General features: G+C 61.9%; 15 protein-coding genes. 5 read left to right on the forward strand and 10 right to left on the reverse strand.

The window, feature by feature from the left end; all coding sequences use genetic code 11:
- Positions 1-83: 83 nt before the first annotated feature.
- Both BSY16_RS18850 and BSY16_RS18855 read left to right on the forward strand, forming a co-directional pair.
- Positions 84-674 carry a GNAT family N-acetyltransferase gene (locus tag BSY16_RS18850; protein WP_069061094.1) on the forward strand — a complete coding sequence of 197 codons (591 nt, stop codon included), beginning with the start codon at positions 84-86 and terminating at the stop codon, positions 672-674.
- Positions 675-872: 198 nt separating this feature from the next.
- Positions 873-1568, forward strand: coding sequence for an OmpW/AlkL family protein (locus tag BSY16_RS18855; RefSeq protein ID WP_069061095.1), 696 nt, complete (start codon positions 873-875; stop codon positions 1566-1568).
- A 42-nt stretch (positions 1569-1610) separates the two neighbouring features.
- On the opposite strand, the gene BSY16_RS18860 is transcribed toward BSY16_RS18855, so the two are convergent.
- On the reverse strand, positions 1611-2246 hold the full coding sequence (locus BSY16_RS18860) for a LysE family translocator (RefSeq protein WP_069061096.1): 636 nt from the start codon (positions 2244-2246) through the stop codon (positions 1611-1613).
- 238 nt (positions 2247-2484) lie between these two features.
- On the opposite strand from BSY16_RS18860, the gene BSY16_RS18865 reads away from it, so the two are divergent.
- A complete protein-coding gene (locus BSY16_RS18865; protein ID WP_069061097.1) occupies positions 2485-2931 on the forward strand; it encodes a glyoxalase superfamily protein in 447 nt (148 codons plus the stop codon).
- A 3-nt stretch (positions 2932-2934) separates the two neighbouring features.
- Here BSY16_RS18865 and BSY16_RS18870 read toward each other — a convergent pair whose 3' ends face one another.
- The gene (locus BSY16_RS18870; protein WP_069061098.1) at positions 2935-4101 is read right to left on the reverse strand and encodes an outer membrane beta-barrel protein; all 1167 of its coding nucleotides are present in this window, start codon (positions 4099-4101) and stop codon (positions 2935-2937) included.
- 248 nt (positions 4102-4349) lie between these two features.
- On the opposite strand from BSY16_RS18870, the gene BSY16_RS18875 reads away from it, so the two are divergent.
- Positions 4350-4649: a hypothetical protein gene (locus tag BSY16_RS18875; protein ID WP_069061099.1), complete on the forward strand. Its 300-nt coding sequence runs from the start codon at positions 4350-4352 to the stop codon at positions 4647-4649.
- Positions 4650-4817: 168 nt separating this feature from the next.
- On the opposite strand, the gene BSY16_RS18880 is transcribed toward BSY16_RS18875, so the two are convergent.
- The 7 genes from BSY16_RS18880 to BSY16_RS32005 form a co-directional block, all read right to left on the reverse strand.
- Entirely contained in the window at positions 4818-6218 is a 1401-nt protein-coding gene (locus BSY16_RS18880) for an NAD(P)(+) transhydrogenase (Re/Si-specific) subunit beta (RefSeq protein WP_069061100.1), read from the reverse strand.
- Between the two features lie 9 nt (positions 6219-6227).
- The gene (locus tag BSY16_RS18885) at positions 6228-6638 is read right to left on the reverse strand and encodes an NAD(P) transhydrogenase subunit alpha part 2 (RefSeq protein ID WP_069061101.1); all 411 of its coding nucleotides are present in this window, start codon (positions 6636-6638) and stop codon (positions 6228-6230) included.
- The gene (locus tag BSY16_RS18890; protein WP_069061102.1) at positions 6638-7795 is read right to left on the reverse strand and encodes a Re/Si-specific NAD(P)(+) transhydrogenase subunit alpha; all 1158 of its coding nucleotides are present in this window, start codon (positions 7793-7795) and stop codon (positions 6638-6640) included. Before BSY16_RS18890 ends, BSY16_RS18885 begins: the two co-directional genes overlap by 1 nt.
- Positions 7796-7879: 84 nt before the next feature.
- Positions 7880-8104: an aa3-type cytochrome c oxidase subunit IV gene (locus BSY16_RS18895; protein ID WP_069061103.1), complete on the reverse strand. Its 225-nt coding sequence runs from the start codon at positions 8102-8104 to the stop codon at positions 7880-7882.
- A 254-nt stretch (positions 8105-8358) separates the two neighbouring features.
- On the reverse strand, positions 8359-9132 hold the full coding sequence (locus tag BSY16_RS18900; RefSeq protein WP_069061104.1) for an N-acyl amino acid synthase FeeM domain-containing protein: 774 nt from the start codon (positions 9130-9132) through the stop codon (positions 8359-8361).
- A gap of 184 nt (positions 9133-9316) precedes the next feature.
- A complete protein-coding gene (locus BSY16_RS18905) occupies positions 9317-11626 on the reverse strand; it encodes a putative bifunctional diguanylate cyclase/phosphodiesterase (protein ID WP_069061105.1) in 2310 nt (769 codons plus the stop codon).
- A 108-nt stretch (positions 11627-11734) separates the two neighbouring features.
- Entirely contained in the window at positions 11735-11950 is a 216-nt protein-coding gene (locus tag BSY16_RS32005; protein ID WP_150130000.1) for a hypothetical protein, read from the reverse strand.
- A 131-nt stretch (positions 11951-12081) separates the two neighbouring features.
- On the opposite strand from BSY16_RS32005, the gene BSY16_RS18910 reads away from it, so the two are divergent.
- Positions 12082-12894, forward strand: coding sequence for a gamma-glutamyl-gamma-aminobutyrate hydrolase family protein (locus BSY16_RS18910; RefSeq protein WP_069061106.1), 813 nt, complete (start codon positions 12082-12084; stop codon positions 12892-12894).
- Between the two features lie 42 nt (positions 12895-12936).
- Here BSY16_RS18910 and BSY16_RS18915 read toward each other — a convergent pair whose 3' ends face one another.
- Entirely contained in the window at positions 12937-14172 is a 1236-nt protein-coding gene (locus BSY16_RS18915) for an MFS transporter (protein WP_171902432.1), read from the reverse strand.
- Between the last annotated feature and the right edge of the window lie 58 nt (positions 14173-14230).

The raw sequence follows: 14230 nt of genomic DNA on the forward strand, positions 1-14230 counted from the left end.
GCTCCCGTCACGAACGGGAGCACCAAATTCACAATCAGTTTTGGATACCGTTTGAATCGGTTTTGAGCACGGGAGGCCCAGAGATGGCCACTGTTCTTGATTCTGTCCGCGCGTTCTTCGCGCATGCCGCCTTCACCATCGACCAGGAAAATGCCGGCGACGTCGTGGCGCGCGAGCGTCTGCTCGACCGCGTCATGGGCGAGGCCCGCTTCCGCAAGTCGTCCGAAAAGCTGCGCCGTGGCCGCATGCCGGCGGAGGACCTCGCCCTTGTCGCCCGCGATCCGGATGGCCATGTCATCGGCACGGTGCGCCTGTGGAATGTCGAGGCGGGCGTCGATTCCGACGGCAATGCCGTCTCCGCGCTGCTGCTTGGCCCGCTCGCCGTCGATTGCGAACACGAGGGCAAGGGCATTGGCGGCGCGCTGATGCGGGCGGCCCTCACCGAGGCGCGTGACCGCGGCCATGGTGCGGTGCTGCTCGTCGGCGATCCGGAATATTACGAGCGCTTCGGCTTCTTTGCCGACAAGGCGCAGCACCTCGTCATGCCCGGCCCCTTCGAGCGCCGCCGTTTCCTGGCGCTGGAACTGAAGGACGGCTGGCTGGATGGTGCGGCAGGCGTGCTCGTCGCCAGCGGCCGGCGCCGCGTCATCCTGGACGTGCGCAAGGCTGCCTGAGAAGGAGCCGGCGATGAGCCGGCTCTTTCCAATTTGATGTTTATCATTGTTTTGATTGGGCAATTGTCAAGATTGGTGCGGATATCGCGCCAATCCTTTCTCCGTTTGGTTTTCGTTTGATCCATCTCAAGGGAGGCGCTCGCCTCTCGGCTCCATAGTCGTTCCGAAAAAGACGAGTCGCGATGATGGAGAGACGACATGAATGGAAATGGGAAAAGCCGGTTGGTGCTTGCCGGAATGGCGGCCGGTCTGATGCTGTTCGGCAATCAGGCCTTGGCGGCGGACCTCGAAGAACGCATGGCCCCGCCGGAAGCGACGGTGGATCTTGCCGCGCAGAGCCCCTGGCAGATCCGCGTGCGCGGCCTCGGTGTCATCACCAATGATTCCGGTTCCGTAAATGGCATAGCAGGGTCGAGCCTCTCCTATTCGGACTCGGTCGTTCCTGAACTCGATATTTCCTACTTCTTCACGGACAACATCGCGGCCGAACTCATTCTCGGCACGACCTATGCGAATATCGAGGCGGACGGGTCGATTGCCGGCCTCGGCAAGGTGGGCAAGACATGGCTCCTGCCGCCGACGCTGACCCTGCAGTATCACTTCACTGATTTCGGCGCGTTCAAGCCCTATGTCGGTGCCGGTGTGAACTATACGTACTTCTACAACCAGTCCGGCTCGGGTGCCTTCTCCGACCTCAAGGTCAAGAACAAGGTGGGGGCCGCCCTCCAGGTCGGTTTCGACTACATGCTCGACGAACACTGGGGTGTAAACTTCGACGTGAAGAAGATCTTCCTCGAACCCAAGTGGAAGGTCGATTTCAACGGCACGCCCCTGACGGGCAAGGCGAAGCTGAACCCCTGGCTGGTCGGCGCCGGCGTCACCTACCGGTTCTGAAGACCGGCACGAGTTGGCCTGCCCTTAGGGGGGCGGGCCGGTTCAGTTCGCTGCGCGACGATAGAAGGCGAGCGATCCCGCAAGTGCCAGGAGCGCGCCACCGCAGATGCGGTCGAGCCAGGCGGCTCCCGATGTCTTGAGAACGCGCACGGCCTGAGTGCCGAGGCCGGCATAGCCGACCATCACCATGAAATCGATAGCCGCGAAGACGAGGGCGAGCAGCATGTATTGCTGCGCCTGGGGCGCTGAGGGATCGATGAACTGGGGCAGGAAGGCGGAGAAGAACAGATAGCCTTTCGGATTGGTGACGGCGACGAGGAAGCTTTTCGTGAAGATGGCTTTCGCTGTCGTTCGACCGGCTGACTGCGCATCGTCGAGTGCCCGGCCGATCGAGCCGGTGGAGCGCAGCATCTGTATGCCGAGGAAGGCGAGATAAGCGGCACCCAGCCATTTCACGACGGAGAACCAGAACTCGGATGCCGCGAGCAGCGCGCCCAATCCGAGCGCCACCGCGCCGATCAGCACGAAATCGGACAGCACGGCGCCGATCATGCCGGGCAGGGCGCGGCGCATGCCGTAGCGCGAGCCGTTGGTGAGCGCGAGCAGGACCGTCGGGCCTGGCGTGGCAATACCGATGAAGGCGACCGCGGCAAAGGCGAGAAGGGTAACGGATGTCATGATGGGGCCTCCTGCTCCGATTGCTCCCATGCTTCCGTCACCGATGCAAGACGTCCGAAATTGACAGAAAGCGGATAAAGCCCTATGTGCGGGGCAAGGGTGAGAGCCCCTGCCGTCCGCGAGCGCAAGCTTTGGTGAAGTCTCTCTCAGAACAATCGGTCTTCCAGCATCATGCATGCGAACCGGTGGCAATGCGGGCTCCCTCCGAAATGACGCATGCAGACACTGGAGATCCGACATGCGTCCATCCCCGACGCCCCTGCCATCCCTTGACGCCCTGAAAGACCAGGCGAAGCGGCTGCGTGCCCGTTTTGCCGAGGACGGCCAGGCCATTGCCCATTCCCGCGCGCTCGAACTCATCGCCGCGCAATACGGTTATCGCGACTGGAACACCTTGCACGCGATCGTCGGCAACCGGCCGCCGTTCAATCCGTGGATGCTCGGCTCGCGCGTGCGCGGCCACTATCTCGGCCAGCCCTTCGATGCCGAAGTGCTCGGTGTGCATGCGCTGACGAGCCAGCCCGGCCGCTACCGCATGACGCTGCATTTCGACGAGCCGGTGGATGTGGTGACCTTCGACAGTTTTTCGGCTTTTCGCCAGCGGGTGAACTGCACCGTCGACGAGACGGGGCGGACGGCCGCGAAAACCTCGAACGGGCGGCCACATCTCGAACTGGAATGGTAGGTATCAGAACGAGCCGGACAGCCGCGCCGCAAGGCCGTCGACCTCGAAGTCGGCGGCCTTGTCGGTCTCGCGGCGGATGAGGCGGCTGTATTCCAGCGCCGCCGTCGCGCCCTTGGCGAAGGTGTAGGTGAGGCTCGCCGAGAGCGATTTCGTGCGTGTGCGATAGTCGAAGTAGAGCCAGTCGCTATAGGCCTGCTCGAAGGCGAGGCCGAATTTCAGCTTTTCCGTCAGCGCCTTTTCCAGCGAAAGGCCAACCGTGCGCACATCTTCGCCGAGTGAATCGTCCACATCGGCGAGCTGGATGTCGCGCGTGAGCTTTGCCTTCAGGACCGTCTTCTTCGAAACCTGCCATGCCGCTTCGCCTTTCAGGAAGGGGCGGGCGCGCTCGACCGTCTTGCCGAGATAGGGACTGAACACGCCGACGATACCGGCCTCCGCCATCACGGTGATACCGTTCTTGAAGGCGCGGCCATAGGCGAGCGAGCCGCGCAGCGTTTCGGCCGGGAATTGCCCGAAGGTCTTCTGTTCCCACCGGTCGATGTGGTTCGTCCGGTATTGCACGGTGACACCGACCTCGCCGCCCAGCAGCGGGCGAATGTGACCGCCGCTCACCTCGTAGAGCGTATTGCCGGCTTCGAGCTGCGTGGGCCGCAATCCACGGAGCGTGAAATGGGCCTTGCCCCGGTTGAGATTGGAGACCGCGGCGGTGACATGGTTCTTGCCACCCCAGCGTTCATCCGTCAGGCCTACGCTGGTGGCGGCCGCGATGTCGGCCTTGCGGTAGCCGATCAGCAGTCCGGGCAGGGACAGAAAGATATCGCCGGATCGCCGGTATTCGAGACCGCCTTTGAGTGTCAGCTTCATGGTCTTGCTAAGATCGTGGGTATAGCCGATTTCTCCGCCGAGCGTTCGCTGGTCGGCAAAGTCGTATTTCGGCACACGCCGGACGCTTGTGGTCAGTCCGTAGGCGAAATGGGAGTCTTCGAGGTCGAGACTGCCCCGCAAGCCGAGCTTCGCCTCGCCGAAAGCAGCGGGAAGGGCGGTCGGGTCCTGAAAAATGTTCGACGTCCAACCACCGCCGGTGCTGTAATCAACGGTTGAATCTGCAAAAGACGGGTTGCATCCGGCAAGCATCAGAGCCACGAAGATGGGGCCGCGAGGAGAGTGCATCGGATTCCGTTCCTGTCCGTTCTTGGAACAGAATCTTAGGGTTGCAGGGTTAAAAATTCCCTCAATGGTTGATGTTCGCGCAGCATTCGCAGAATAATTCACTATAGGTTGTATGCGGTTGGCGATCGTTAAACTTGTCTATGTTATGGTTAACTCTTTGCTATGACTGCCAAATCCGGTTGAGTTAATCGGTACTTATATTACCTTCAGTTGCGTACCGAGGAGGTACACAACCGAAGGAGAGAGACATGAACAAGGCTCGCATCATCGCCGTCGCAACCATCCTCGCATTCGCCGGTACCAGCCAGGCATCCGCTGGTGGCCTTCTCGGCCTCGGCATTCTCGGCGGCAACAAGACCGGCGGCATCGTCATCGCCCCGAGCGTCGGTGTCGGCGTCGGTAACATCCTCAGCGACAATGACGGCAACAACATCCTGAACGGCGTTCTGAACAACACCCTCAATGGCACGCTGTCCGGCATCCTGAACGGCAATACGCTCGGCATCCTCGGCGGCAGCGACTGCGGCTGCAAGAAGCGCAAACACTGACCGCACCATCCCCGCCCATGCGGTCTGTCGGGAGCCCGGGAGAGCTTCGCTCTCCCGGGCTTTCGGCATTTTGGATTTCCACTGTCAGGGCACGAAAGCCGTTCTGCGCTCTAAAGCAAAAAAGCCCGCGATTATCTCGCGGGCTTCTTCATTTCATGCGTTTGCCGATCAGTGGTTCATCGCCTTGACGATGTCGTCGGTCATCTTTTTGGCGTCGCCGAGCAGCATCATCGTGCCGTCCTTGTAGAACAGCGTGTTGTCGATGCCGGCATAGCCGGAGCCGAGCGAGCGCTTGACGAAGAGGCAGGTCTTGGCCTTGTCGACATCGAGGATCGGCATGCCGTAGATCGGCGAGGACTTGTCGTCGCGCGCGGCCGGGTTCGTCACGTCGTTGGCGCCGATGACATAGGCGACGTCCGCCTGGGCGAACTCCGAGTTGATGTCTTCCAGTTCGAAGACCTCGTCATAGGGCACGTTCGCTTCGGCGAGCAGCACGTTCATATGACCGGGCATACGGCCCGCGACCGGATGGATCGCGTATTTCACCTCGACGCCGGCCTTCTTCAGCGCGTCGGCGAGTTCGCGTACCGCATGCTGCGCCTGTGCGACTGCCATGCCGTAGCCGGGCACGATGATGACCTTGGAGGCATTCGCCATCAGGAAGGCCGCATCGTCGGCCGAACCCTGCTTGACCGTGCGCTGCACGCCGTCGTCACTCGCTGCCGCCCCGCTATCGCCGCCGAAGCCGCCGAGGATGACCGAGATGAACGAGCGATTCATGCCCTTGCACATGATGTAGGACAGGATCGCACCCGACGAGCCCACGAGGGCACCGGTGATGATCAGCGCAAGGTTGCCGAGCGTGAAGCCGATGCCGGCCGCGGCCCAGCCCGAATAGGAGTTGAGCATCGACACGACGACGGGCATGTCCGCGCCGCCGATCGGTACGATCAGCAGCACGCCGAGTGCCAGCGCGAGGATGACGATCAGCCAGAAATCGAAGTGGCTTTCCGACAGCGTCAGGCCGACGATGAAGAAGATGACCGCGGCGAGCAGCACAATGTTGATGACGTGCCGATAGGGCAGCATGATCGACTTGCCGGACATGCGGCCGTCGAGCTTCAGGAAGGCGATGATCGAGCCGGTGAAGGTGATCGCGCCGATCGCGGCACCGAGCGCCATTTCGACGAGCGCCTGGCCATGGATTTCGCCGACCTGGCCGAGGCCGAAGGAGACCGGAGAATAGAGCGCTGCGGCCGCCACCAGCACGGCGGCAAGGCCGACCAGCGAGTGGAAGCCGGCGACGAGTTGCGGCATCGAGGTCATCGGGATGGAGCGGGCGATATAGGCGCCTGCACCGCCGCCGATGGCAAGGCCGAGCACGATGAGCACGAGGCCGCCGAAGGATGGCGTCGCGAGCAGCAGCGTCGTGCCGATGGCGATGCCCATGCCGATCATGCCGAGCGTGTTGCCACGGCGGCTGGTCGTCGGATGCGACAGGCCGCGCAGTGCCATGATGAACAGCACGCCGGAGACGAGATAGAGGAAGGCTGCGAAATTCTCAGACATCGGCCAGCCTCACTTCTCTTTTTTCTTGTACATCGCCAGCATGCGCTGGGTGACGAGGAAGCCGCCAAAGATGTTGACGGAGGCGAGGATCAGCGCGACGAAGCCGAAGCCGGTCGCGATACCCGAGAGCGAGATGCCGACGGCGAGCAGTGCGCCGACGACGATGACCGAGGAGATCGCGTTGGTGACGGCCATCAGCGGCGTGTGCAGCGCCGGCGTCACCGACCAGACGACATAATAGCCGACGAAGATCGACAGCACGAAGATTGCCAGGCGGAAGACGAAGGGGTCGATTGCCCCGCCGGAAACGCCGTGCGCCGCAACAGCAGCCGCATCAGGCACATATTCGGAGGCCGTGCGCACGGCTTCCACGGCGCGCTCAAGCTCGATGATGGCCTTGTCCAGAAGTTCGTTCGCCATCACTTGGCCTCCCCTAGCTGTACGGCAGCGCTGCCGAAGTTCGGATGCACCACGGAACCGCCATGGGTCAGCATCGTTGCCTTGACGAGTTCGTCCTCGACATTGACCGAAACCGACTTGTTTTCCTTGTCGACCATGGTCTCGAGGAAGGTCAGCAGGTTCTTGGCATAGAGCGCGGAGGCGGAGGCGGCGATGCGGCCCGGCACGTTGAGATAGCCGATAACCTTGACGCCCTCGACTTCGGCGACCTTGCCGGCCTCGGAGCCCTCGATATTGCCGCCGCGTTCAACCGCGAGGTCGACGACGACGGAGCCGTTGCGCATGGCGGCCAGCATCTGGCGCGTCACGAGACGCGGTGCCGGGCGGCCGGGAATGAGCGCGGTGGTGATGACCATGTCCTGCTTGGCGATATGCTCAGCCACGAGTGCCGCCTGCTTCGCCTGATATTCCTTGGACATTTCCTTGGCGTAGCCGCCCGCGGTTTCGGCGGCCTTGAACTCATCATCCTCGACGGCGATGAATTTTGCGCCGAGCGAAGCGACCTGTTCCTTGGCGGCGGGACGAACGTCCGTCGCGGACACGGCTGCACCGAGACGGCGTGCCGTCGCGATTGCCTGAAGACCGGCAACGCCGGCACCCATGACAAAAACCTTGGCGGCCGGAACGGTGCCGGCGGCGGTCATCATCATCGGCATGGCGCGGTCGAATTCGTGGGCCGCGTCGATCACCGCCTGGTAGCCGGCAAGGTTTGCCTGCGATGAGAGAATGTCCATCGACTGGGCGCGCGTGATGCGCGGCATCAGTTCCATGGCAAAGGCGGAAAGCCCGGCATTGGCCATTTCGGCGATCGCCGCCTCATTGCCATAGGGATCCATGGTGGCGATGACGATGGCGCCGGATTTGTAGGTGGCGATCTCGGCCGAGGTCGGCCGGCGCACCTTCAGGACGACGTCCGCAGACTTCGCCTCGTCCGGACCGACGATGCGGGCACCGACCGCTTCGTAATCCGCATCCAGGATACGCGACTTGAGACCTGCGCCGGCTTCCACCAGCACATCTAGCCCCAGGCCTTTCAATTTCTTGACAGTTTCCACGGAACCCGCAACGCGGCCCTCCGCCGCGTCGCTTTCCCGCGACACAAAAATACACTGACTCAAACCGTGGTCCTCCCCCCGAGACTGGCCGTGTTGAATCACGACGCCGGATGGCACCGTGACAAACCGCAAATGCGGCTGTTTAGATCAACGCAGCAGAATGAAGCCGGCGACGTTGAGAATGATGAAGAGCAGAAGTGCGCTGAAGAAGCCGGCGCTGGTGAAGAAACCGGCGGCCATGGCGACCAGCAGGGCGACGCAGAACAGCGTGCCGAACTTGGCTGCATTGATGAAGAAATTGTAGGTCTTCTCGTGCTCGGGATAATCCATCGGAGCGCCCATTTCGACCGGTCCGGAATGATGTTCAGCCATAGTCACCTTCTCCTAAGCAGCCACACCCGCCAGACAGAAAAGCTCCACCCGATGAGTGCCTAAAACACGCCGGAACCAAAGCATCCCGGCTTTTCCCCCTTGCGCGGCAAGCGCGCGGTCTTCAGGCCATACACAATGGATCGGCAAAGCGCAACGGCAAGGCGGGGGGTGCCGATGCACCTGTATCGTTTCCGAAACAGATCGAGCCGGTTTCGCAAGAAACCGGCCCGCCATGTGACATCAAAACGCAGGTCTCATCCGGCGAAGGCATTGCCGGAAAGCTGGATCCGGCCATCACCGAAATGGGCGCGACGGGCCGTCGGGCGCACCGTCAGCGGGCTGAACGTCAGGTCCTCGCCGCGGGCGAACATCATGCGGCGCTCGTAGGGTTCCGACTTGAAGAACGGGAAGCGCTGGTAGAGCGAGGGCAGCGTCTCCTTGACGTTGGTCGCCAGCAGCATCAGGTCGATGATGAACTTGCCGTGGTTGCTCTTCGGCGAGGCGACGAAGTCGGCATCGAAGACGCGCTTGTAAAAGGCCGAATGGGCCGGCTTGACCATCTGCAGGCAGCGATCCGCCTGGAAATAATCCGTCGCCATCGTGGCGATGCGCAGCGTCAGATAGGGGATCGCCGGCATCTCCCGCCAGATTTCCGGATCGGCGGCAAGGCGCACGGGATCGATCAGCGAGAGGCCTGCATCGAGGAAGGCATTGATTTCGTCCGGGAAAACCTTGCCCGACGAGGTGACGCGATGGTCCGGCGTCACATGATGCAAGCGCACCGTCGAGATCAGCCGCTCTTCATAGTAGATGCCGAAGACATAGGCCTGGCTGTCGAAATCGGAGTCATCGATCAGCACCGCCTGTTCGTCGAGATGCATGACGGCGCCGGCCTTGTAGGCCTTGTAGCGGATGCGAGCGACGTCTTCCATGTCCTCGCCCGTCTCGACCCGGCGGTATTCGATCCTGTCGAGCAGTCCCAGAAGCTTGTCCGAAAAGCGATTGGTCGCCGTCTCCACGCTGGCCATTGTCCCCGTATCCCCGATTGAAAAAGCCGCAGCCACCGCGCTGCTATGCTTAACAATCTCCGATATAAGACAATTTGTGTAAAATACCATTCGTTAACCTTAATGAGTGGTTAACGCTAAATTTGAAGAAGCTGATACACGGTATCGAATTTATACGATCCGTTGAAAAGTCAGGGGAGGGTTTTCAGGCGACGCGGCGGCCGCGGCGGCGGGAATCGCCGGGTTTACGGGCGAGGGTCTCGTAAAGATCACGCAGCGCATCCGGCGACATGGGCGCGGCAAAGACGTAGCCCTGCACGAGATCGGCACATTGGTACTTGTTGATAAGTGCAAGCTGCTCGCGCGTCTCCACACCTTCGACGACAATGCGCAAGCCCAGTTCGCGCGAAAGGTTCACCGTGCCGCGTAGCAATTTGAAACGGCGCGGGTCCTCGCCGATGTTGCGCACGAAGGACCGGTCGATCTTGATAACGTCGAGCGGCAGCTGGTCGAGATAGCTGAGGCTCGAATAGCCGGTGCCGAAATCGTCGATGGCGATGGTGATGCCGCGTGCGCGCAGCTCCTGCAGGATTGCCTGCACCTTCACCGGCTCCTCCATGAGGCAGCTTTCGGTGACTTCGAGATGCAGCCGGTGCGGCGCGAGCTTCGCGGCCTCCAGTGCCTCGGCGACGAGGTCGATGATGCTGGTGCCGCGCAGGTCCTGCACGGAGAGATTGACCGAAACGCCCATATGCGCCGGCCAGGTCGCGCAGTCGGCGCAGGCCCGCATGACCATGAAGCGGGTGATGTCGGAGACGATGCCCATCTCCTCGGCGATCTGGATGAACACGGTCGGCGGCACGGGGCCGCGCTCCGGATGTGTCCAGCGCGACAGGGCCTCGCAGCACTCGATGCTTGAACCGTCGGGCACGAACATCGGCTGGTAGGCGACCGACAGCGTGTTGCTGGCAAGCGCATCGCGCAGGTCGTCCTTGAGCTTCTGGCGATCGGTATAGCGCTCGTCCATCTCCTGTTCGAAGACGGTGACGCTGCCCTTGGCGCGCGATTTCGTCTCGAAGAGCGCGAGGTCGGCGCGGATCTGCATTTCCTCCAGCCGGAAATCGCCGCTCGGTACGGTTACGCAGCCGGCGCTGAAGGAGACCAGGAAGGTCATGCCGTCGAATTCATAGTTGCCACGCAGCTGCTCGTGGAAGCGGTGCATGCGCGTCTCGAGATCGCGGCGGTTCGTCTCGTTCGGAAAGAAGACGATGAACTCGTCGCCCATCAGGTGGCCGACGATCATTTTGTCGCTGGCAAGCCGGCGCAGCCGCTCGGTGATGGCGCAGAGCAGCCGGTCGCCGGTGACGTGGCCCTTCATGTCGTTGACATGTTTGAAGTCGTCGACGTCGAGCACCATGAAGCCGACCGTGCCGGGCTTCTTGCGCTCGGCCAGCGCCTCCTGCACGAGATCGGAGAAATAAGTGCGGTTCGGCAGGCCGGTGAGGCTGTCGTAGCGCACCATGTGCAGGATCTTGTTTTCCGCCCGCACACGCGCGGTCACGTCTTCGAAAATCAGAACCGCGCCGCCGTTTTCACGGGGCGATGCGGTGAATTCCAGATAGAGCCCATCCGTCACCTGGATGAGCGCGCGCGATCGCTCGCCCTTCAGAAGTTCGTCGAGCCGGCGCAGGATCGTCTTGCTCTGCTCGGCGTTGACGAACGTGTTGCGTACCCCGAAGCGCAGCACGACATCGAGGTGGCAATCCTTCAGCCGCTCCTGGTTGCCGAGATGGAGAAGCTCACAGGCCCGGCGGTTGGCGACGAGGATACGATGGTCGGCATCCAGCATGAACAGGCCGTGCGGCATGTTGTTCAGCGCCGTGTCGAAACGGTCGGCGATGATCGAGACTTCGCGCGTCGCCAGCACGTTTCTGTAGAGGAAGTCGCGCACGCCATTCGCCATCATGCGGGTCGTCATCACGAAGGGCAGGATGAGGACGGCGAGCACTGCGTGATAGAAATCCTGCAGGCCCAGGAAGCCGACGACCATCGGGAAGCAGGCGGTAAAGGTCATGTAGTCGACGGCGCGCTTCGAGCCGCAGTTGCGGCCAACGACGGAGACCATGGTGGCGAGCGTCACCGCAATGGTTGCTAGCTCGGCGAAACTGTCGCGACTGAAGAGCAGGCTGTAGCCGCAGGAGATGCCGAGCGCCAGCGTCGTGCCGACGGCGCCGAGATTGTACCAGTTCTCCCAGTAGCGGATGCCGTCCATGTCGAGCGTGGACTGGTCCACCCGGTCGAAATGGCGCATGCCGACAGCACGCGTCGACCAGATGAGTATAACGAGCCCGCTCCAGATCAGGAAGAAAGGGTCGGCGGTTTTGGCATAGACGAACGAGAACGTGATGACATGCGAAATCATGCCCACGAAGAGGGTCTGGCGGTTCCCGTACAGCGAGCTGACGAACGACAGGTACACATCAGCCGGCAGTGTGTTTTGACCCTTATCCTTCATGGACTAGGCACTCCCTTGACGAGAGAGGGTTACCGACCAAAATTTAATGAATGATTTCGGGAAATTACCCAATAACGAGGGTGCACCCGGGCATTCTTGCACGCTTGTTCAACCGAAGGAAGATAGCTTCAACCTCATATTGTAGTATTGCTGCTTTTCGGCCCATAGATTCAACCTGGCATGGGCATGGCGCGCAATATCCTTACCTGGCAACGACACACAATTACGCGAAAGAAAGGCGAGAAAAATCCATGCCGCAATCGCTGTTTGCAAGGCTTTGGTTAACAACCCCTGGCGGACACTCTGACAGATTTTATCGGTCACGGCTACGTTGCACAGGCTGTCATACCCCCTGCAACGATTGATCTGTCGTCATTTCGCCAGAATAGGGGAATTGACTGATCGCGGATTTGATAGCAAATCCTCATTTGGTATTTCTTTTTCCGGAGCCCATCATGTCGAAACCCGTCGTCGCCATTCCCGCCGATATCAGGGAGATCGAAGGCAACGTCTGGCAGGCCACCCCGAACCAGTATGTCCGTGCGGCCGTCAAGGGCGCCGACGTCACGGTTTTCCTCGTCCCCGCACTGGATGCCGACAACGATTTCGACGGCATCCTCGATCGGGTGGACGGGCTTCTGGTCAGCGGTTCGCGCACGAACGTGCACCCCTCGCTCTACGGCAAGGAGGCCACCGCGGCGGAAGGCCCCTATGACATGGCGCGCGACGCGACCAGCCTGCCGCTCATCAAGCGGGCGCTCGAGCGTGGCATTCCGCTGCTCGCCATCTGCCGCGGCATTCAGGAGCTGAACGTCGTGCTGGGCGGAACACTCGCCAACGAAATTCAGGAGCAGCCCGGCGTGTGGGATCACCGCAAGCCCGACACACCGGTGCTCGACGTCGCCTACGGCATTCGCCAGAAGGTCACGGTCAAGGAAGGCAGCTGCCTCGCTGCAGTGCTCGGCGCCGGCGAGGTGCAGGTGAATTCGCTGCACCGCCAGGCGATCTCCGAATTGGCGCCGCGCCTTGCGCTGGAAGCGGTCGCCGAGGATGGCACGATCGAAGCCGTCTCCGTCATCGGCGCCAAGGCGTTTGCCGTCGGCGTGCAATGGCACCCGGAATACTGGGTCGGCTCCGACCAGCCGTCGAACAAGCTTTTTGCCGCCTTCGGCGAAGCGGTCCGCGACTATGCGGCTGCCAAGCAGGGCGCAAGCGCTCCCGCCACCGAGGCGGACGTGCTGGCCTTCGGTTCGGTCAAGTCGGCCTGATCCAGGTCTTCCCGGCATTCTCCTGCACCCGGCGATGCATGTTCACGAAACACGCCGCCGGGTCCTTGCATAAGAGCAGGCCCAGAGAAGCAATCCGGCCAGGCTGAAAGCCGCACCGGTGAGGCAGACACCCGTCCAGCCGTAACGGGCATAACTCGCCGTCGAAGCAATGGCGCCAAATGCACTTCCGGCCGAGTAGAAGACCATGTAGCCGGCGACCAGCCGGCTGTGCGCTTCAGGGCGAGTGGCGAAGATCAGGCTCTGATTGGTGACGTGCACGGCTTGCACGGCAAAATCGAGCAGCACGACGCCAATCGTGAAGACGACAAGCGCGTGCGGCAGAAAACCGATCGCCACCCACGAGACCACGAGCAGCACGAGTGAAAAACCCGTCGTCCGCTCGGCAAGCCCACGATCCGCCAGACGCCCTGCACGGCTTGCGGCAAGGGCGCCCGCCAGCCCCGCGAGGCCGAAGAGGCCGATTTGGGTGTGAGACAGGTGAAAAGGTGCCGCGCTCAGCGGCAATACCATGGCGGTCCAGAGCGTGCTGAAGCTGGCAAAGATCAGGAAGGCCAGCCCGGCCCGAAGGCGCAGCAACGGCTCCCGCAAGAAGAGGGCGGGAACCGACTTCAGCACGACGCCATATCGCTCGGCACTGGCGACGAGAATATCCCGCGGCAGAATACGGGCCAGAAGCAGGCCCATCAGCAGCATAAGGCCGGCGGAGGAAAAATAGACGGCTCTCCACCCTCCGGCGTCAGCCAGGACACCGGCGACGAAGCGCGCCGCCAGGATGCCGATCACCACGCCGCTGGTGACCAGACCGACGGATCGGCCGCGCTCCTCCGGTCGTGCCAAGGTGGCGGTCAGTGCCACCAATACCTGAACGACGACAGCCAGCAGCCCCACCAGGACCATGCCGGCGAACAGGAAAGGCGCACCGGGCGCGCTTCCGACGCCAGCCAGGGCAACGGCGGACAACAGGGCCTGCGCCACGATCAGCTTGCGCCGATCGACGAAGTCGCCGAGGGGAACGATGAAAAGCAGGCCGGCCGCATAGCCGATCTGGGTCAGCGTCACGACGAGACCAACACGCGCGGCATCGATGTCGAAGCTCGTTGCGATCGTATCGAGCAGCGGCTGTGCATAGTAGATATTTGCGACGCTGCTTCCACAGGTGATGGCAAAGACGACCAGCATCCAATGCGGCAGGCCGGACGCCTGCCTGCCGCCGGCGTGGTCGTGGTTCGCTGCTCTCCGGCAATCTCTCGTATCCATTGTGTCCATCGTCGTTCTCGCTCCTTTTGGTCTTATAATGAGACCACTTGCAGCAAGA

The organism is Sinorhizobium sp. RAC02 (assembly GCF_001713395.1).
Classification (GTDB): Bacteria; Pseudomonadota; Alphaproteobacteria; order Rhizobiales; family Rhizobiaceae; genus Shinella.

Bases quoted from the DNA above. Each gene is read 5' to 3' on its own strand.
- BSY16_RS18850 (WP_069061094.1), top strand. From the start codon at position 84: ATGGCCACTGTTCTTGATTCTGTCCGCGCGTTCTTCGCGCATGCCGCC.
- BSY16_RS18855 (WP_069061095.1), top strand. From the start codon at position 873: ATGAATGGAAATGGGAAAAGCCGGTTGGTGCTTGCCGGAATGGCGGCC.
- BSY16_RS18860 (WP_069061096.1), bottom strand. From the start codon at position 2,246: ATGACATCCGTTACCCTTCTCGCCTTTGCCGCGGTCGCCTTCATCGGT.
- BSY16_RS18865 (WP_069061097.1), top strand. From the start codon at position 2,485: ATGCGTCCATCCCCGACGCCCCTGCCATCCCTTGACGCCCTGAAAGAC.
- BSY16_RS18870 (WP_069061098.1), bottom strand. From the start codon at position 4,101: ATGCACTCTCCTCGCGGCCCCATCTTCGTGGCTCTGATGCTTGCCGGA.
- BSY16_RS18875 (WP_069061099.1), top strand. From the start codon at position 4,350: ATGAACAAGGCTCGCATCATCGCCGTCGCAACCATCCTCGCATTCGCC.
- BSY16_RS18880 (WP_069061100.1), bottom strand. From the start codon at position 6,218: ATGTCTGAGAATTTCGCAGCCTTCCTCTATCTCGTCTCCGGCGTGCTG.
- BSY16_RS18885 (WP_069061101.1), bottom strand. From the start codon at position 6,638: ATGGCGAACGAACTTCTGGACAAGGCCATCATCGAGCTTGAGCGCGCC.
- BSY16_RS18895 (WP_069061103.1), bottom strand. From the start codon at position 8,104: ATGGCTGAACATCATTCCGGACCGGTCGAAATGGGCGCTCCGATGGAT.
- BSY16_RS18900 (WP_069061104.1), bottom strand. From the start codon at position 9,132: ATGGCCAGCGTGGAGACGGCGACCAATCGCTTTTCGGACAAGCTTCTG.
- BSY16_RS18905 (WP_069061105.1), bottom strand. From the start codon at position 11,626: ATGAAGGATAAGGGTCAAAACACACTGCCGGCTGATGTGTACCTGTCG.
- BSY16_RS18910 (WP_069061106.1), top strand. From the start codon at position 12,082: ATGTCGAAACCCGTCGTCGCCATTCCCGCCGATATCAGGGAGATCGAA.
- BSY16_RS18915 (WP_171902432.1), bottom strand. From the start codon at position 14,172: ATGGATACGAGAGATTGCCGGAGAGCAGCGAACCACGACCACGCCGGC.